General features: G+C 66.4%; 17 protein-coding genes. 3 read left to right on the top strand and 14 right to left on the bottom strand.

The window, feature by feature from the left end:
- The first annotated feature begins 4 nt into the window (after positions 1-4).
- Positions 5-748 (top strand): TetR/AcrR family transcriptional regulator, encoded by a 744-nt coding sequence (locus OK352_RS17245; protein ID WP_265142767.1) that lies wholly within the window; start codon positions 5-7, stop codon positions 746-748.
- 128 nt (positions 749-876) lie between these two features.
- On the opposite strand, the gene OK352_RS17240 is transcribed toward OK352_RS17245, so the two are convergent.
- A complete protein-coding gene (locus OK352_RS17240; protein WP_265142766.1) occupies positions 877-1,746 on the bottom strand; it encodes a helix-turn-helix transcriptional regulator in 870 nt (289 codons plus the stop codon).
- Between the two features lie 101 nt (positions 1,747-1,847).
- Between OK352_RS17240 and OK352_RS17235 the strand changes: the two genes are divergently transcribed.
- The gene (locus tag OK352_RS17235; RefSeq protein ID WP_265142765.1) at positions 1,848-2,540 is read left to right on the top strand and encodes an SDR family NAD(P)-dependent oxidoreductase; all 693 of its coding nucleotides are present in this window, start codon (positions 1,848-1,850) and stop codon (positions 2,538-2,540) included.
- A 134-nt stretch (positions 2,541-2,674) separates the two neighbouring features.
- Positions 2,675-2,890, top strand: coding sequence for a hypothetical protein (locus OK352_RS17230; protein WP_265142764.1), 216 nt, complete (start codon positions 2,675-2,677; stop codon positions 2,888-2,890).
- 144 nt (positions 2,891-3,034) lie between these two features.
- Here the strand turns inward: OK352_RS17230 and OK352_RS17225 are convergent, their stop codons facing one another.
- The 13 genes from OK352_RS17225 to OK352_RS17165 form a co-directional block, all read right to left on the bottom strand.
- Positions 3,035-4,543, bottom strand: a complete 1,509-nt coding sequence (locus OK352_RS17225; RefSeq protein WP_265142763.1) for an aldehyde dehydrogenase (NADP(+)) — start codon at positions 4,541-4,543, stop codon at positions 3,035-3,037.
- Between the two features lie 11 nt (positions 4,544-4,554).
- Positions 4,555-5,556 (bottom strand): proline racemase family protein, encoded by a 1,002-nt coding sequence (locus tag OK352_RS17220; RefSeq protein WP_265142762.1) that lies wholly within the window; start codon positions 5,554-5,556, stop codon positions 4,555-4,557.
- A gap of 9 nt (positions 5,557-5,565) precedes the next feature.
- The gene (locus tag OK352_RS17215) at positions 5,566-6,480 is read right to left on the bottom strand and encodes a dihydrodipicolinate synthase family protein (RefSeq protein ID WP_265142761.1); all 915 of its coding nucleotides are present in this window, start codon (positions 6,478-6,480) and stop codon (positions 5,566-5,568) included.
- A 115-nt stretch (positions 6,481-6,595) separates the two neighbouring features.
- A complete protein-coding gene (locus tag OK352_RS17210; RefSeq protein WP_265142760.1) occupies positions 6,596-8,032 on the bottom strand; it encodes an FAD/NAD(P)-dependent oxidoreductase in 1,437 nt (478 codons plus the stop codon).
- The gene (locus OK352_RS17205; RefSeq protein ID WP_265142759.1) at positions 8,029-8,364 is read right to left on the bottom strand and encodes a (2Fe-2S)-binding protein; all 336 of its coding nucleotides are present in this window, start codon (positions 8,362-8,364) and stop codon (positions 8,029-8,031) included. The genes OK352_RS17210 and OK352_RS17205 overlap by 4 nt, the downstream gene beginning before the upstream one ends.
- A complete protein-coding gene (locus OK352_RS17200) occupies positions 8,361-9,686 on the bottom strand; it encodes an NAD(P)/FAD-dependent oxidoreductase (RefSeq protein WP_265142758.1) in 1,326 nt (441 codons plus the stop codon). Before OK352_RS17200 ends, OK352_RS17205 begins: the two co-directional genes overlap by 4 nt.
- A gap of 369 nt (positions 9,687-10,055) precedes the next feature.
- The gene (locus OK352_RS17195) at positions 10,056-10,733 is read right to left on the bottom strand and encodes a GntR family transcriptional regulator (protein ID WP_265142757.1); all 678 of its coding nucleotides are present in this window, start codon (positions 10,731-10,733) and stop codon (positions 10,056-10,058) included.
- A gap of 14 nt (positions 10,734-10,747) precedes the next feature.
- Entirely contained in the window at positions 10,748-12,193 is a 1,446-nt protein-coding gene (locus OK352_RS17190; protein WP_265142756.1) for an aminopeptidase P family protein, read from the bottom strand.
- Positions 12,190-13,521: an alpha/beta fold hydrolase gene (locus OK352_RS17185; protein ID WP_265142755.1), complete on the bottom strand. Its 1,332-nt coding sequence runs from the start codon at positions 13,519-13,521 to the stop codon at positions 12,190-12,192. Before OK352_RS17185 ends, OK352_RS17190 begins: the two co-directional genes overlap by 4 nt.
- Complete coding sequence (locus tag OK352_RS17180; RefSeq protein WP_265142754.1) at positions 13,518-14,378, bottom strand: ATP-binding cassette domain-containing protein; 861 nt, start codon at positions 14,376-14,378, stop codon at positions 13,518-13,520. Before OK352_RS17180 ends, OK352_RS17185 begins: the two co-directional genes overlap by 4 nt.
- Positions 14,371-15,264: an ABC transporter ATP-binding protein gene (locus OK352_RS17175; protein WP_265142753.1), complete on the bottom strand. Its 894-nt coding sequence runs from the start codon at positions 15,262-15,264 to the stop codon at positions 14,371-14,373. The genes OK352_RS17180 and OK352_RS17175 overlap by 8 nt, the downstream gene beginning before the upstream one ends.
- Positions 15,261-16,256 carry an ABC transporter permease gene (locus OK352_RS17170; RefSeq protein WP_265142752.1) on the bottom strand — a complete coding sequence of 332 codons (996 nt, stop codon included), beginning with the start codon at positions 16,254-16,256 and terminating at the stop codon, positions 15,261-15,263. Before OK352_RS17170 ends, OK352_RS17175 begins: the two co-directional genes overlap by 4 nt.
- The gene (locus tag OK352_RS17165; RefSeq protein WP_265142751.1) at positions 16,256-17,221 is read right to left on the bottom strand and encodes an ABC transporter permease; all 966 of its coding nucleotides are present in this window, start codon (positions 17,219-17,221) and stop codon (positions 16,256-16,258) included. The genes OK352_RS17170 and OK352_RS17165 overlap by 1 nt, the downstream gene beginning before the upstream one ends.
- Positions 17,222-17,224: the final 3 nt, after the last annotated feature.

Raw genomic sequence — 17,224 nt, 5'->3', positions numbered from 1 at the left:
GATCGTGGATGACATCGCGCACGGCTCCGACCAGGCAGACGCACGAGCGGCGATCATCGATGCGACAGCGCGTCTACTGAATGACAAGGGTGCGGATGCCGTGACGACACGGCGCGTCTCCGCTGAGGCCGGCGTGCAGCCGCCGACGCTCTACCGGCTCTTCGGAGACAAAGACGGCCTGCTTGATGCCGTTGCCGAGCATGTGATGGCCGAGTTCGTCGCCGCCAAATCAGCCGCCGTCGCAGACGCACGTGATCACGACATCGACCCCGTCGACGACCTGCGAGCGGGGTGGGAGATGCAGATCGAGTTCGGACTCAGCAACCCCGTGCTCTTCTCGCTCGTGAATGCTCCCGGGCGCGGCACGGCGTCGCCAGCCGCGCAGGCGGGGCTCGAGATTCTGCAGACGCGGGTGCACCGCGTGGCCGAGGCCGGGCGGCTGCGCGTCAGCGAGCGGCGGGCTGTCGACCTCATCCGCTCCGCGGGGTCGGGCGTCACGTTCACGCTGCTGACGACGCCGCCAGACGATCGTGATCCCGCACTGGTGGCTGCGATGATCGACTCCGTGCTGCGTGAGATTCTCATCGACGCTCCGCAGAGAGCAGACAGCAGCCATCGGGCAACCGCCGTCTCCTTTCGGGCGATTGCCCCTGAGCTCACTGCCCTGAGCGACGCCGAGCGCGGGCTGCTCGTCGACTGGCTCGACCGCGCCATCGACGACGCAGACGCGCCGTCAGACGGAACGTGAGGTTCGCGCCGCCGATCTCGTTGCACGAGCGGCCACCTGTGTTTCTGTGAAGTGACGCGCGCGTGACAAAACTCAGTCCCATTCACGAGGCGCGACGCCTCGCGTGACGACAGGTCAGAGCCTCGTCATCAGCTCAGGCCCGCCGAAGTGCGGGCAGAGACCGCAGAGACACGCAGAAAATCGAGCTTCTCAGCGGCATCCGACCCTGCTGCCACCGTGTACACGACGATGCGCAGGTCGCTCCCGGCGACGCTGAAGACGTCGCAATCGAGCTCAAACTCCTCAACGAGCGGGTGGCGAATCGTCTTACGCTCCGACTGGTGCTCCCCCACCGCACCACTCATCCACAGCTCGCGGAATCTCTCGCTCGACCTCTGCAACTCGTCGATGAGAGCAGTGAGCCCGCGGTCATCAGGGTAACGCCCGTGCACGCGCCGCAGGTCGGCAACGAGCGAATGCGAGAACGCCTCGTCACCGCGGCTCGACACGATGCGCGCGTCTTCGACAGCGCGTGAGTCAATTGAGAAGTGACGTCGCAGCAGGTTCCAGCTGCCATCATCGCTGAGGTTCGGGTCTCCAATCAGCGTCGCCATGATCGGCGTCCACGAAATCAGGGTCCAGGATGCCGTGAAGACAAGCACTGGAAGCTCACTCATGCGCGCTATCATGCGCTGCACGCCTGGCGGAATATGCGTAGGTACGTCGCGAGGTGACGGCGGGAGGAGCCCGGCGACAATGAACAGGTGGTCGCGCTCTTCATCGGTGAGTTGCAGCGCCCGTGCCAGAGAGGAAGCCACCTGCTCAGAGGGTCTGCGCGCACGACCCTGCTCTAAGCGCACAAGGTAGTCAACACTCACTCCGGCAAGTGCCGACAGCTCTTCGCGACGCAGTCCAGGTGAACGTCGCCCGTCTCCAGCTCGAAGACCGACGTCGACAGGTGAGAGCCGATCGCGCCACAGACGAAGCAGAGGTGCGAGGTCGCCATGCGAAGCATCCATTCACCAAGTGTTGCAGTGTGAGCGACAATTTGGGTGGTACTGGCAGTCCCCCTGCCAAGCGATGCCACGACAAACCCGCGCCGAACGCGAAGACTCGAAGCATGACAACGACATTGATTACCGGGGCGAACAAAGGCCTCGGCTACGAAACTGCACGCCGCCTCATCGAGGAAGGGCACACCGTGTGGATGGGCTCGCGCGACGAGCAACGAGGTCGAACTGCAGCGGCAGCGCTGGGAGGGCGCTTCGTGCAGCTCGACGTGACAGACGACACGTCGGTAGCGGATGCGGCGAGAACCATCAGCGGCGAGGGTGGTCTCGATGTTCTCATCAACAATGCAGGCATTCACGGCAGGGTCGCCGACGCGACCGAGCTCACCGCCGCAGACGCACGGGAGGTGTACGAGACGAATGTCGTCGGAGTGGTGCGCATGACGAGCGCGTTCATACCGGTTCTGCGCGATTCCAGCACTCCGACAGTCGTCAACGTGTCGAGTGGAATGGGATCGTTCGCCACGGTGCTCAACCCGGAACGCCTTGAGTCTCAGCTCGTGATGCCCCTGTACCAGTCGTCGAAGGCAGCCGTCACAATGCTCACCGTGCAGTACGCAAAGGCCCTGCCCGAGATGCGCGTGAACGCTGTTGACCCGGGCTACACGAAGACAGATTTCAACGACGGCGGTGGTGCCTTCACCGTGCAGGAAGGCGCTGACCCGATCGTCGACCTAGCGATGCGCGAGGGAAGCGGCCCGACGGGAACCGTCATCGATCGCGAGGGTGTTCTGCCGTTCTAGAGAGCCGTGTACACCGTGCGAAGTCGCCCGCACGGGCGGTCGCGCCCGAGTGTCTCCGCCACGACCCGCTCGTCATAGAGAGGTCGCGGCGCCTCACTGCTGAATCTTGGTGTGGCTCGATGTAGGTTCGAGGCATGGCGAGAACGACGTGGAAAGAACTCTCCGGTGGCAAACGCACGGCGATTGTGCTGCTCATCATCGTGCAACTGGCGTTGACGGGCGCCGCGCACGCTGACATTGCGAAGAGTCGAGAGAGTGAGCTGACAGCATCCAAGCGCACGTGGCGCCTCATCTCGCTGATCGACGTCGTTGGGCCGCTCGCGTACCTTCTCGCCGGCCGCCGCCGGTAGAGGCTTCGCTGGCTGCCGCCAATAGCGGAGCCTTTCGGCCGAGGATGCCGGGAAGAGGAAGAAGTGCCGAGACGAGGATCGGAAATCGGTTTCGGACCCTCGTCTCGGCACATTCTCCTCACGCCAGCACTGGCGTGCCCGAGATCAGCGGGCGGCGTCACCCCAGTGCGTCGACTCTCCGGCGGGCGCGTGCCGCTGCGGCACGTTCCACGGGTTGGCATCCTGAAGCGGCTCCGGCAGCAGCGCCTGCGGGGCGTTCTGATACGAGACCGGGCGCACGAAGCGCGTGATCGCGGCAGTGCCCACCGATGTGTTCGAATCGTTCGTCGTCGCGGGCCACGGGCCGCCGTGCTGCATCGCCGGTGTCACAGCGACGCCGGTGGGCCACCCGTTGAACAGCACACGGCCGGCCACCTCTGACAGCACAGACACAAGCCGGCGCAGCGCCTCTGACGCTTCGCCCTCGCCGTGGTGGACGGTGGCCGTCAGGTTGCCGGGGAACAGTTCCTCGGCAATCGCACCCAGGTCGTCGCCCGCCGAATACTGCACCAGAACGGTGAGCGGCCCGAAGCTCTCGTCAAGCAGACGATCGCGCTGCGCAGCCAACGTCGCCGTGTCGGTCACGACAACGGTCGGCGTGACCCAGCCCTGCCCGTCAGCATCGCGCTCAACAGTGCCCTCAACGATCGCGCGCACACCGTCGGTGGCGAGGATCGTGTCGCGGCGCTCGGCGAAACCGTCGGCCATACGCTCGTTCAGCATGCGATGAGGAACAGAACCGGATGCTGCATCCGCGATGCCCTGCTCAAGCGGCGCCGCATCGGGAACAAACACGAATCCGGGCTTCGTGCACAGCTGCCCCGCCGACCCACCGACGCTCGTCACAAGACCCGCGGCGATCTCACCAGCACGTTCGGACAACGCCTGCTCGGTGACGAACACCGGGTTAACGCTGCCGAGCTCACCGTAGAAGGGAATCGGCTTCGGCCTGGCTGCAGCGATGTCCGCCAGCATCCGCCCGATCTTTGTCGACCCGGTGAACGATCCCGCGGCAATCAGCGGATGCTTCAGAAGGTCAACGCCACGCTGCTGCCCAGAGATCGTCTGGAACACGTTCTTCGGCAGACCGGCCCCCTCGAGAGCATCGACGATGACCCCGGCGGTCAGCGCCGACAGCTCCGGGTGCCCCGAGTGCGTCTTCACCACGAGCGAGCAGCCAGACGCCAGCGCAGCGGCCGTGTCACCGCCGGCCACGGAGAACGCGAACGGGAAGTTGCTCGCCGCAAAGTTCAGCACCGGACCAACAGCCTGAAGGTAGCGGCGGATATCCGGCCGCGGCCCCAAAGCGAACTCCGGATCAGCAGCATCGATACGCACATCGAGATACGAACCATCGACAACCGTGTCGGCAAACACGCGCAGCTGCACAGCCGTGCGCTTCAGCTCGCCCCGCAACCGACCCTCAGCAAGCCCCGTCTCGGCCATGCCGACGGGCACCAGCTCATCAGCATGCGCCTCGAGCGCGTCAGCCGCGGCCACAATCGCACGGGCACGAACGGCAGGCTCGATGCCCTGAAGTGCCCGAAATGCAGCATCCGCGTTCTGTGCGATCTGATCGACAGTGGGTGTCGTTGCTGTGTTGTCGGTGCTCATAAATGTGCCTCCTAGAAGACGAATCCGGTGGGGAAAGGATCGGCGGGGTCAAGCATGTACTGCCCCATGCCCGTGACCCAGGCCCGACCCGTGATTGTCGGGATGACGGCGGGAACTCCCGCGACATCGGTTTCGGCGACGAGCCGCCCCGTGAAGCGGCTGCCGATAAACGACTCGTTGACGAAGTCGGTGTCAAGTGCGAGCTCGCTGCGCGCCCACAGCTCGGCCATACGCGCCGATGTGCCCGTGCCACAGGGTGAGCGGTCGAACCAGCCGGGGTGAATCGCCATCGCGTGCCGCGAGTGCGAGGCGTCAGAGCCGGGCGCGATGAACTCGACGTGGTGGCAGTGATCGAGGCCGGTGATGAATGGATGCTGCGGAGCAGCCTGCTCGTTGATCGCATCCATGATCTTCAGGCCGGCGTCGAGGATCTCCTGCTGGCGCGCACGGTCGAACGGCAGACCGACGTCGTCGAGGTTCACCATGGCGTAATAGTTACCGCCGAACGCCAGCGAATACGGAACGTCGCCGAGGCCGGGCACGCTGATGACAGCATCCAGTCGATCGACGAAGCTCGGCACGTTCTCGATCGTCACCGCGTCGGCGTGACCGTCCGTCACCGCGACACGCGCGATCACGAGGCCGGCTGGGGTGTCGAGGCGGATTGTCGTGACCGGCTCGACAACCTCGACCATGCCCGTCTCGACGAGCACGGTCGCCGTGCCGATCGTGCCGTGCCCGCACATGGGCAGGCAGCCGGAGACCTCGATGTAGACGACACCCCAGTCGCAGTCGTCACGCGTCGGCGGCTGCAGAATCGAGCCGCTCATCGCAGCGTGACCACGCGGCTCGTTCATGAGGAACTCACGGATGTCATCCATGTGCTCCATGAAGTGCAGCCGCTTGTCGTTCATGGTTGCACCGGGGATGACGCCGACGCCGCCGGTCACGACGCGCGTCGGCATCCCCTCGGTGTGCGAGTCGACTGCTGTCAGGACTCGGCGAGATCTCATATGCCGACCTTAGCGGCTCGCGATGTAGTCCAGGGCGCGCTTGGTGTCGCGCGTGACGCCCTCGACCTGCTCGGGTGTCAGCGGACCGCGCGGCGGGCGCGTCTTGCCCCCGAATGTGTTGCCCGCGACGTCCTGCGACAGCTTGATCGCCTGAACGAACTCGGTCTCTGAGTCCCACCAGAACACGGGCCGCAGTTCGCGGTACAGGTCACGAGCCTCGTCGATCTTGCCCTCGTGCGTGAGACTGACGATCTCGACTGCTTCCTTCGGGAACGCGTTCGGGTAGCCAGCGAACCAGCCGACCGCACCCGCGACGAGCGACTCGAACAGCAGGTCGTCTGCCCCGGCGACGACGTCGATGTCACAGGCATCCTGAATGTCCATGACCCGGCGAATGTCTGTCGAAAACTCCTTGACGGCAACGACGTTCTCGAGCTGCGACAGCTCGGCGATGATGTCGGGCGTGAGGTCGACCTTCGTGTCGAAGGGGTTGTTGTAAAGCATCATCGGCAAGCCCACCTCGTTGACCTTGGTGTAGTGCTCGATAACCTCGCGGCGGTTGGCGCGGTAGATCGTCGGGGGCAGGCACAGTACGCCGTCGGCACCGTCTTCCTTCGCGTACTCGGCCCACTGGACAGCCTGGTGCCAGCCCACGCCGTGCACTCCGGCGACGACGATGCCGCGATCGCCGACCGCTTCGACCGCGACCTGGATCACCTTGCGACGCTCGTCATCGGTGAGCGACGAGTACTCGCCGAGCGAGCCGTTGGGGCCGACGCCGCGGCATCCGTTTTCGATCAGAAAGTTGCAGTGCTCAGCGAACTTGTCGTAGTCCACGGCCAGACCCGCTGGCGCGTTCGCGTCATCCTTGAACGGAAGGGTTGTGGCGACGACAACTCCTCCGAGGTCAAACTTCTTACTCATTGAGATTACCTTTCAGTGTTTCTGGGGTGAAGATTTGTGCTGCGATATCGGCGACGCGGGTGTCGGCGCGGTCGAGCGTGTCGTGCTCGCGCTGCGCCGCGCTGCGTCGAGGCTGTTACTGCGGTGGCGGCTCCTCGGGCGATCTCTCATCGGGCTGGGACCCGCCCAGTGCCTGCCCCGCAAGATCGCCGATGCGCACCGGGGAGACGATGGGTCTGCGGTCGGTGGGGACTCCGTCGGCGAAGTTGTCGCCGAGCAGCTCCTCGACGCTGCGCCCGCAGATGCGGCCCTGGCAGATGCCGAGACCTGCGCGTGTCGAGAGTTTGAGAGAGCGAAGTCCGCATGACGCAGTCTGCGAACGGATGCTGTCAAGCTCGCCGCGTGTCACCTCTTCGCATCGGCACACAACGGTGTCATCGCGCAGCCAGTGCGTCCAGCCGCGGCGCGGTGCGTGCACAGCATCCAGGCGCACACCGAAGTCGACGAACCGGTCGCGGGACCGCGCCGCGCGCGAGACGGCTGCGGATCGCGGCCCTCGTGCGGCAAAGTGCCCCGCGATTTCCCCCTCGGCGAGAGCGGCGTCGGCACCGGCGATTCCGGTGAGCTCGCCGACCGCGTACACGCCGCGGGTGCTGGTCCGCTGCCGTGCGTCCACCTCGACGAACCGGTCGGGTCCGATGGAGCAGCCCGCGGCGATCGCCAGCTCGAGGCGCGGTGTGAAGCCGTGGCTGACGCAGACAGCATCCGCCTCGATCTTCGTCTCGGATCCCGCGATCGGTGCCCAGTTCTCATCCACGCGTGCAATCGTGACGGCCTCAACGCGATCGGTGCCGTGCGCTTCGACGACGGCGCGACCGGTGAGATACGGGATGCTGTGACGCACGTGGCTCGCGACGTAGCCGGCGAGCTCAGGCATCTTGCCCACGGCGGCGCCGAGCTTCCACGGTTTTGCACCCCAGCCGCGCGCGAGCGCCGGCAGGGTCGTCGCCTCGTAAACCCCGCGCACGCGGGCACCGGTGAGCGCAAGCGACTGTGCGACGGGCAGCAGGAACGGGCCGGCTCCCGCCACGACGACGCGAGATCCGAGAGCGATGCGCTCTGACTTCGCGATGGCCTGGGCCGCACCCGCCGTGTACACGCCGGGCAGCGTCCAACCGGAAAACGGCAGCGTCCGGTCGTGAGCTCCGGTCGCAAGAATGAGGGCATCCGGCTCGAGCGTCAGCGATTCTCGGCCGCCGGAGTCGACCGGGCCGACGTGAGCGTGCACGCGAGGCGTGCCCTGGTCGCGCTGCTCGAGGAGCCAGACCTGGGCGCTCGTGACGATCGTGCACCGCGGATGCTGCGTGATCTCGCTCGCGAGAGCCTCGAACGTGCTCCACTTGTGGTGCAGCACGTGCTGCTTCGCGGCCCGCGATGTCTCGGGGAGGTGTCGCCAGAACTGCCCGCCGAGCTGGTCGGAGGAGTCCAAAAGCGTCACGTCGGCTCCCGCGCGCAGTGCCGAGCGGGCCGCCGCGAGTCCGGCCGGGCCGGCTCCGATGACGACGATGCTCATGATGCGCCCTCCCCCGCAGCATCCGGTCTTGTCTCTTCCTGCAGCGACACGACGTCACCGTCGCAGGCTCGGCGCTGGCACGCGCGCACGTCGCGTTCGGCGCCCACCGTGAGGATGCAGTCGTAGCAGACGCCGATGCCACAGAACACGCCGCGGGGGCGGGAGTCGCGGCTCGTCGTGCGCCATGAATCGCGGCCGTTCTCGAGGAGAATGCCGGCAATCGTGCTCCCGGCAGGTCCCGTGAGCTCGGCGCCGTCCACAGTGATGCGCACGCGCTCGGGGTCGGTACGTTCGGCGGGGTCGTGCTGAGCGGGCAGGCGGCGGGCGGTCATGCTGCGGCCTCCTCGGTCTCGAGTGCGGCGGCAAGAGACGGGCGGGCGACGCTGAACGCCTCGGCATCGAGACCGGGCGTGCGTCCCGCGTAGATGTCACTCACGAGATCCGCCGTCGACACGGAGAGACCGATTCCGGCACCCTCGTGGCCGGTCGCGTGCCAGAGCCCCTCGAGGCGATGGTCGGGGCCGATGACCGGCAAGTGGTCGGGCATGAACGGGCGGAATCCGCCGTATGCGCGCATGACGCTCGCGTCGCGCAGGAAGGGGAAGACGCGTGTGCTCTTCGCCGCAATCTCGCGGATGACCTCGGCACGGAGGCGCGTGTCAAAACCGATCTGCTCGCGGCTCGAGCCGATCAGCACGGTTCCTGACGCCGTCGATTCGATCACGCTCGAGGTCTGCAGCGCTGCGTCATTCGACTGCGTCGCGCCAAAGTAGTCGCCGTCGTACACCTTGCGGAAGATGCGGTGCGGCATGCGCGTCGTCACGAGCACGACCCCGCGGCGCGGACGCACGGGCAGCGGAGCGCCGAGCCGCTGCGCGACTTCGCCAGCCCAGGGTCCGGCGGCGTTGATCACGGTGGATGCTGTCACAGCACCCGCCGTGGTCTGAACACCGGTGAGCCGACGATGTTCCCCGCGGTCGGCCGTGCCGGGCGAGCTGGGTGTCGCTGCGCTGCCGGGCGCCGATCCGGCGAAGATGCCGCCCAGCACCTCGATCCCGCAGCGCACGTCGGCTCCCGCGCGACGCGCAGAAGCCAGCAGCGCTTCGGTCGCGATGACCGGCTGCACCTGGGAGTCCTGCGGGTACGCGACCGCCGCGGTGATGGCGGGGTTGACGTCGGGCTCGAGTCGGAGCGCCTCGGAAACGTCGATGATCTGCGCGTCGACACCGGCTTCGGCCTGCGAGCGGGCGAAGTCTTCGAGCGGGCGCGCACCAGCATCCGTTGTGGCGACGACGAGGCCGCCCTTGCGCTCAAATTCGATGTTCGGGAAGTCGGGGCCGAGTTCGTCGGCCAGCTCCTCGGAGAGATCCACCCAGCGGCGGTTTGCGTGCAGGGCAAGATCGAGCTCGTGGCCCGGAGCCTTGTCTGAGACCAGCAGGTTGCCTTCGCCCTGTCCACTTGTTCCAGATGCTGCTGCCGAACGCTCGAGGACGACGACGCGTGCGCCGTCGCGGCTGAGCGCGCGAGCGATCGCTGCGCCGACGATGCCAGCGCCGATGACGGCGACGTCGTATCCTGTGGCGCCGTCGTTTCGAGCCCTGTGACCACGGGCAACGGGGCGATCGGCATCGTAGCCAGATGCGGCGCTGCTCATATCGCCCTCCTCCTTGTGAGCCCTGTCATATGTAATATGTCACACATCGCTAGAAATGTGAAGTGTCGTCGTACCGTTTTCCGGGAAAATCTCATTCCGCCCTCGACCGCGGCGGCCTCGCCCTCACCCGCGCCGAGGCGCTCACGTGCCGACCGTCTTCCGCGCCGTACTTACCGCTGCCTCGGTTTCCGTGCCGCTTTCTGCTTTTCGCTCCTCAAAATACTGGCGAGCAATGCAGTGTGTGGCGCGGACAGTGGTGTTGGGTGGCGCCGCGCAGAAGGTCGTGGTGGGTGCCGCGGTCGTAGTGGGCGGCGCAGCGCGAGAGAGTCCGTGAGGCGGTGCCCCACGGCACACCTGCCCTGAACCACGTCATCCAGCAGCATCCTCGGGGTTGCCCGACCACCAGCCGAGCGTGTGGTGGATGTGTCGCGCCATGAGGTCGCGGGCCCCCTCACGGTCGCCCGCCGCCAGAAGATCGAGCAGCTCGACGTGTTCGGCCGCGGAGTCCTGCAGCTTCTGCGTCTTGACCATCGACGCGAGCCCCACGAGCCTTGTGCGCGAGCGCAGATCTGCAACCACATCCACGAGCGGCTCGTTGCCCAGCAACCGTGTCAGCGCCATGTGGAACGCATGATCCGACTGCAGGTACGTGGCGAGGTCTCCCCCGGCGGCTCCGGCGACAATCTCGTCGGCGAGTGCACGCAGTTCGTCAGCGCTCTCGGCGGGGAACCGTCCCGCGAGCTCCTGCATGGCGGGCGGCTCGAGCCACAGGCGCACCTGCACGATGTGCGCGAGCTCCTCTTCGCTCACGCTCGTCACCCGAAACCCCTTGTTGCGCACAGGCTCGACGAATCCGCGTCGCGCCAGACCCAGCATCGCCTCGCGCACCGGCGTCGCCGAGACGCCGAACTTACCGGCGAGAGTCGGCACGGTCAGCAGTTCGCCCGGCGCAAGCTCCCCCGAGATGATCCCCGTTGACAGCATCTGCTGCACGTAGTCGCGCAGGCTCGCCTGCTGGGGTATGGGCTGAATCGCACTCGTGGTCATCTCATTCCATTCCTTCAGGAGTCCGCAGCCGCGAGGTGCTCGGCCGTCCATGATTCGATCCCGTCGGCGCTGATCGGGAGCGACTCAGAGAGCACCTCGGACGCACGTTCCGTGACCAAGATATCGTCTTCGAGCCGTACTCCGATGCCCCGCAGCTCGGGGGGTACGGTTTCGTCGAACGCGTGGAAGTACAGTCCTGGCTCGACGGTCAGCACCATTCCGTCGGCAAGCGGCGCCCCTTGGTACGCCGAGTAGTCGGCACGCGCGCAGTCGTGCACGTCGAGCCCGAGGTGGTGCCCCACCCCGCAGACGATGTACCGGCGGTGGTGCTGACCCCGCTCGCTGAGCGCCTCGTCGACCGACACCGGCAGCAGATCCCAGTCGTGCAGCCCCTGCGCGATCACCTCCATCATCACCGTGTGGAAGTCGCTGAACTGCGCACCGGGTCGCACCGCGGCGAGACCCGCACGGTGTGCCTTCTCGACGAGGTCGTGCACCTGCCGCTGGGCGGGCGAGAACGTTCCCGACACCGGGAGGGTACGGGTCACGTCCGCCGTGTACAGCGTCCGCGCCTCAACCCCCATGTCCAGCAGAAGCGCATCGTCCGGGTTCACGTCCCCATCGCAGCGCACCCAGTGCAGAATCGGCGCGTGATCGCCGCTGCCGACAATCGTCGAGTAGCCGGGCCCGTTGCCGTGCGTGCGCGAGTGCCGCTCGAAGGTGCCCTGCAGCCAGCGCTCTCCCCCACCGGCGACGGCCCGCGGGATCTCCCGTGCGACGGCAGCGAAACCGTTCATCGTGTCGTCGACGGCGCGACGCAGCTGCGTGATCTCCCACGCGTCCTTGATCATGCGCAGCTCTGAGAGCTGACGTTCCAACGAGGCGGATGCTGTCTGGCCAGCCAGCCTGCCGGGCAGCGTCGCCGTGTCGAGCCGCCCCGCGATGTGCAGGTCGCTGAGCCTCTGAAGGTCGCCGTCGAGCTGGCGGCGCCCGCGCACCTCGACCTGCAGCACGGTCGCCCATTCGGCGGGCGACGGAGCGGGGCCGACCCACAGCTCGCCGTGCAGAGCGTTGCCGAAGAAATCGGTGTCGCCCGGGTAGGCGGGCTCCGGAACGTACAGCACAGCGTCGTGTCCGCCGGCGCGCGCGAACAGCACGACGACAGCATCCTCGGCCGTGCACCCGGTGAGCCAGAAGAAGCCGCTGTCCGGGCGGAAGTCGAAGGCGCAGTCGTTGACGCGGATCGGAGCGGTGCCCGAGAACACGACGACGTTCTGGCCCGAGAATTGGGCGCTCAGTCGCTCCCGGTGCTCACCCGATGCGGCGGCGATGCCCGGCTCCACCTGTGGTGTGCGGTCGGGTGACGCCCATCCCTCACCCATGTACCGGGTGAACGCGTCGATCTGCGCCAGTCGCGGCATCCGGGCGTCTTTCCCTGTCGGCATCGATCGTGCGGTCATCGTGCGTCCTCTCTTTCCCCTCTCGGCCCGCCGAACTCGGCGACCATCTCACGCAGCCGCGGCACGACGCGTGCCGAACCGATGCCGTCGTGCTCGAACTCATTCGTCACCCAGGCGCGCGCATTGCCGACGCGGCTCGCGGTGTCCAGCTGCAGGTGCGCGTCGACGTACATGTCGTCGTAGTACACGGCGGCGGCGACGGGCACCTCGTTGTCACGGAGCCGGTCGAGATCGTAGAGCGGGCTCCAGTTCTCACGGCGGGCGAGCAGCTCGACAGCATCCGTGAATGGTCTCAGCAGGCGCGTCTCGGCGAACATCCACGGGTAGATCATCTCGCCGGTGAACAGCAGCGGTCGGGCGTCCTCAGAGAACTCCGGATGCTGCTCGCGCTCACGCTGCGCAGCCCACGCCGTCGCGCCGGTACCGGTGCTGCCGTAGATGCTCTCCTGCATCACCGCGAACAGCGGATTGTCGGCGAACGACGTGCGCGCAAGAACCTGCGCGAGGAACGTGTCGCTCAGTTCGTCCGCGCCCACGTCGCTTGCCGTGGCCGGGGCGAACGCCTCGTCAAGCAGCCAGTGGAGCCGTTCGAATCCGGGTTTCATGCCGAAGTCGATGCCGAGGCTCTGGAAGCGCCGCACGGTGAGCACGTCGCCGTCGGGCAGCAACACATCGCCGACGGTCAGGCGATCGGCGATGCGAGCGACGACGTCGACATCGCCGGGGTACCGCTCCTGAAACTGGCGGTTCTTCGCCGCCGTGCGCGGGTAGGTGCGCCGGTAGACCTCGGCGGCCGATGGGTCGATGCTCGCGAGCCCGCCGGTGACGTGGCATGCGGCGAGGCCCTCGGGCGCCTGTGACAGGTAGGTGAGCGTCAAGAATCCGCCGTAGCTCTGCCCCAGGGTTTCCCAGCGCTTTCCGCCGAACTCCGTGACGCGCAGGTGCTCAAGGTCGCGCACGATGGAGTCGGCGCGGAAGCACGCGAGGTAGTCCGCCTGGTTCTGCGCACCGTCGATCTGTTGGATTCCGCGTGCGTCAACGCGGCTGCTGCGCCCGGTGCCGCGCTGATCGGGAAGGATCACCCGGTGGGTCTTCAGCAGCTCCGCGATCCAGCCTGAACGGTCGGCGGGCCGCGGTGATTTGCCACCCGGCCCGCCCTGCAGATAGACGATGAGCGGCAGGTCGTCGTTCTTCGTGTCTGCGGCCACGAGCTCGCGGGCGAACACCGTGATGCGGCGCTCATTTCCCTCATCGAACCAGTTGAGCGGCACGTCGACCTCGTGGTCGACGACGTGGATGCCGGGCATCGTGTACTGCGCAATGATCACGGGTTCTCCTTCTGCGCGGTCTGCGCGCGCGTCAGGCGCGCGGCCTCCCACTCAGGGTTGATCTGCGGAACGGCGCTCAGCAGCTCACGCGTGTACTCGTGCTGCGGAGCGTCGAAGATGCTGTCTCGGTCGCCGTGCTCCACAATCTTCCCCTTGTTGACGACGGCGACCGTGTCAGCGATGTGGCGCACCACGGCGAGGTCGTGAGCGATGAAGATGTAGCTCAGGTCTCGTTCGCGCTGCAGGTCCTTCAGCAGGTTGATCACGACGGCCTGCACCGACACGTCCAGCGCTGACACGGCTTCGTCGCAGACGACGAGGCTGGGTCCCACGGCGAGCGCGCGGGCGATTCCGACGCGCTGCGCCTGCCCACCCGAGAACTGCCCGGGGTAGCGCTGGCTGTGGTCGGGGTTCAGCCCCACGCGGTCCATGAGGTCGCGCACGAAATCGCGCCGCTTCTTCGGCGGCTTCACACCCTGGTAGTCGAGCGGCGCCATGATGATGCGCTCGACGGTGTGCTTGGGGTTCAGCGATGAGAACGGGTCCTGGAAGACCACCTGCACCTTCGAGCGGAAGTGTGCCAGATCCTTGGCCTTCGCGTGCGTCATGTCGGTGCCGTTGAGCAGCACGTTTCCCGCCGTCGGCTCGAGCAGCTTTGCCGCGATGCGCGCCATCGTGGACTTGCCAGAACCCGACTCGCCCACGATCGCGAGTGTCTCGTGCGGCTGCACCGCGAAGCTCACGTCATCGACAGCGGTGAACGAGCGCTTGCCCGCGAACACCGCTCCGCTGCCCTGGGTGACGAACGTCTTCGTGAGATTCTGCACCTCGAGCAGGGGGGTCTTCGTGTCACTCATGGCTCACTCCCTTGATGTCTCCCACGACGTCCGTGATGCGCGGAACCGCGTCAAGCAGCGCCGTCGTGTATGACGACTGCGGGTTCGAGAAGATCTCTTCGGCGGTGCCGTGCTCCATCGTCTCGCCGCCTTTCATGACGAGCACTTCGTCGGCGACTTCACTCACGACAGCGAGATCGTGCGTGATGAACAGCATCCCCGTGCCCGTCTCCTCCTGGAGCTCCTTCATCAGGTCGAGGATCTGCGCCTGGACGGTGACATCGAGCGCCGTCGTCGGTTCGTCGGCGATCACGAGGTCGGGCTCGAGGCACAGCGCCATCGCGATCATGATGCGCTGGCGCATCCCGCCCGAGAACTGGTGCGGATAGTGATCGACGCGTTGCTCCGGATCGGCGATCTTGACCCGTCGCATGGCATCGACCGCGACCTTCTTCGCGGCTGCCTTCGAGCCGCCGCGGTGGGCGCGATACGCCTCGGCGATCTGCACTCCGACCGTGTAGTACGGGTTGAGCGACGACAGCGGATCCTGGAAGATCATGGCGATCTTGTCACCGCGCACGCGTCGCATCTCGCGATCGCTGCGGTCGAGCAGGTCGTGACCGAAGAAACGGATGCGGCCGGAGGCCTCCCCTCCCTCGGGCAGCAGCCCCATGATCGCGAGCGAGGTCATCGACTTGCCCGACCCGGACTCGCCCACGATGCCGAGCGTCTTGCCCGGATCGATGCGGAACGACGAGTCCTTGACGACATCGACCGGCCCACGAACGGTGGGGAACGTGACTGTGAGGTTCTCGACATCGAGCAGCGTCGAGCCCTTGATCGGAATGGAGACCGTCTTGAGCGATCCGGTCCGTGGCGCGTTCTTCGAACGTTTCTGACGGCTCATTGTGCTTTCACCCTCACTCGCGGGTCGAGGACCGAGTACAGCAGATCGACGACGATGTTCGCCACCACCACGAGGGCGGCTGCCAGCAGCGTGACGGCCATGATGACTGGCTGGTCGTTCTGCGTGATCGAGTCGGCGGTCAGCTTTCCGACACCGTTCAGACCGAACACCGTCTCGGTGATCAGCGCGCCGCCGAGCAGTGCCGCGAAGTCCATGCCGAACAGGGTCAGCGCCGGCGTCAGCGCGGGTCTGAGCGCGTGCTTGCCCATCACGATGTTGGGGTCGAGGCCCTTGGCCCGCGCCGTGCGGATAAAGCCCTGCCCGAGTGTGTCGATCACGTTGGCACGCACGAGGCGCGTGTACATCGCCGCGTACATGAACGCGAGCACAAACCACGGCATGATGTACGCCTGGAACCACTGGAGTGGGTCATCGGCGAACGGCACGGCCGTGGGGAATGGGAGCCACTTCAGCTTGACCACCAAGATGTACTGCAGCGCGAGCGCGACGAAGTAGTTCGGCAGGCTGATGCCGGAGAGCGCGACGACCATGATCCCGCGGTCCCACCAGGTGCCCTTCTTGACGGCACCGATCAGGCCGCCACCGATTCCCGCGAGGAGCCAGAGAACTGCTGCGCCGACGGCGAGTGTGGCACTGACCGGCAGGCGCTGGACGATCATCTCGAACACCGATTGGCTGGTCTGGAAGCTGTAGCCGAGGCACGGGGCCGTGCAGTGCACGGCGTTGACGCCCTCTCCGTACTCACGACCGACGAAGAGACCGGAAATGAAGATCCAGATCTGCTCCCAGAAGGGTTTGTCGAGACCGAGCTTCTCGTGGATGTCTGCGATGCGGTCCGGCGTGCATGTCTTTCCGCAGATCATATAGGCCGGGTCGGGCGAGAGTACGAAGAAGACGGTGTAGGTGAAGACCGTGATGAGAAAGAGAACGATCGCACCAGCGGCGACGCGCTTGAGAATGTAGAACAGCATCAGGCAGCATCCCCCTCATCAAGCTGGCGTTGCAGGTGGTCGCCCACCACGGTGAACGAGAGCACCGTGAAGAAGAGGAACAGACCGGGGATCACGAAGTACATCGGGTCCACGGCGTACCAGGCGACGGAGGACGCGATCATCTGGCCCCAGGAGGGCGTCGGCGGGATGACACCGACACCGAGGAAGGACAGCGCCGCCTCTGTGCCGATGTACTGCGGAACCGAGAGCGTCGAGAGCACGATGATGGTGCCGCGCAGGTTCGGCAGGATTTCTTTGAAGGCGATGCGGGCCGGGCTCGCGCCAGAGGCTCGGGCCGACTCGACGAACTCGCCGTTGCGCAGTGACATCGTCTGGCCGCGGACGACGCGCGCCGTGTACGGCCAGGCGAAGATGCTCAGCACGATCACCAGGAGGAGCGGCCGGTTGCCCGCCGGCAGAGCCGACAGCAGCGCGATCATGAAGATGAGCGCGGGGAAGGCCATGAGGAAGTCCATGAGCCGGGAGACGAGCTGATCGAGCACGCCGCCGAAGAAGCCGGCGAGCATGCCGAAGACCACGCCGAGTGTGGTCGTGACGATTGTCGCCGCGACGGCGATCGTGAGCGACACCTGCGCACCGTAGGCGATGCGCATGAAGATGTCGCGGCCGCTTCCAGGCTCAACGCCGAACCAGTGCTCAGCGCTGACGCCGCCCCACTGGCCGAGGGGAAGCCCGCCGAGCGCGGGGTCGATCGCGTTCTCGTGGTAGGCGTACGGGCTGATGCCGGTGATCTGCTCTAGCAGCGGAGCAGCGAGAGCCAGCACGACGATGAAGATGATCCATCCGAAGCTCACGACGACGGATGGCGTACTTCTCAGCGCGGCGACAACACGTTTGACGGGGTTGGGGGCGCTGCCGCTGTCCAACGTCGACAGCGCCCCTTTCCGTGTGCCGCCCGCGAGTTCACTCGCAGGTGCGGACATCCG

This window comes from Microbacterium sp. MPKO10 (genome assembly GCF_026107415.2).
Lineage (GTDB): Bacteria > Actinomycetota > Actinomycetes > Actinomycetales > Microbacteriaceae > Paramicrobacterium.
The sequence above is the reverse complement of the archived record's forward strand: the minus strand, read 5'-3'. Positions and strand labels throughout refer to the sequence as shown.

Excerpts from the sequence above, each read along its gene's own strand:
- OK352_RS17240 (WP_265142766.1), bottom strand. The coding sequence starts at position 1,746 with ATGGATGCTTCGCATGGCGACCTCGCACCTCTGCTTCGTCTGTGGCGC.
- OK352_RS17235 (WP_265142765.1), top strand. The coding sequence starts at position 1,848 with ATGACAACGACATTGATTACCGGGGCGAACAAAGGCCTCGGCTACGAA.
- OK352_RS17230 (WP_265142764.1), top strand. The coding sequence starts at position 2,675 with ATGGCGAGAACGACGTGGAAAGAACTCTCCGGTGGCAAACGCACGGCG.
- OK352_RS17225 (WP_265142763.1), bottom strand. The coding sequence starts at position 4,543 with ATGAGCACCGACAACACAGCAACGACACCCACTGTCGATCAGATCGCA.
- OK352_RS17220 (WP_265142762.1), bottom strand. The coding sequence starts at position 5,556 with ATGAGATCTCGCCGAGTCCTGACAGCAGTCGACTCGCACACCGAGGGG.
- OK352_RS17215 (WP_265142761.1), bottom strand. The coding sequence starts at position 6,480 with ATGAGTAAGAAGTTTGACCTCGGAGGAGTTGTCGTCGCCACAACCCTT.
- OK352_RS17210 (WP_265142760.1), bottom strand. The coding sequence starts at position 8,032 with ATGAGCATCGTCGTCATCGGAGCCGGCCCGGCCGGACTCGCGGCGGCC.
- OK352_RS17205 (WP_265142759.1), bottom strand. The coding sequence starts at position 8,364 with ATGACCGCCCGCCGCCTGCCCGCTCAGCACGACCCCGCCGAACGTACC.
- OK352_RS17200 (WP_265142758.1), bottom strand. The coding sequence starts at position 9,686 with ATGAGCAGCGCCGCATCTGGCTACGATGCCGATCGCCCCGTTGCCCGT.
- OK352_RS17195 (WP_265142757.1), bottom strand. The coding sequence starts at position 10,733 with ATGACCACGAGTGCGATTCAGCCCATACCCCAGCAGGCGAGCCTGCGC.
- OK352_RS17190 (WP_265142756.1), bottom strand. The coding sequence starts at position 12,193 with ATGACCGCACGATCGATGCCGACAGGGAAAGACGCCCGGATGCCGCGA.
- OK352_RS17180 (WP_265142754.1), bottom strand. The coding sequence starts at position 14,378 with ATGAGTGACACGAAGACCCCCCTGCTCGAGGTGCAGAATCTCACGAAG.
- OK352_RS17175 (WP_265142753.1), bottom strand. The coding sequence starts at position 15,264 with ATGAGCCGTCAGAAACGTTCGAAGAACGCGCCACGGACCGGATCGCTC.
- OK352_RS17170 (WP_265142752.1), bottom strand. The coding sequence starts at position 16,256 with ATGCTGTTCTACATTCTCAAGCGCGTCGCCGCTGGTGCGATCGTTCTC.
- OK352_RS17165 (WP_265142751.1), bottom strand. The coding sequence starts at position 17,221 with ATGTCCGCACCTGCGAGTGAACTCGCGGGCGGCACACGGAAAGGGGCG.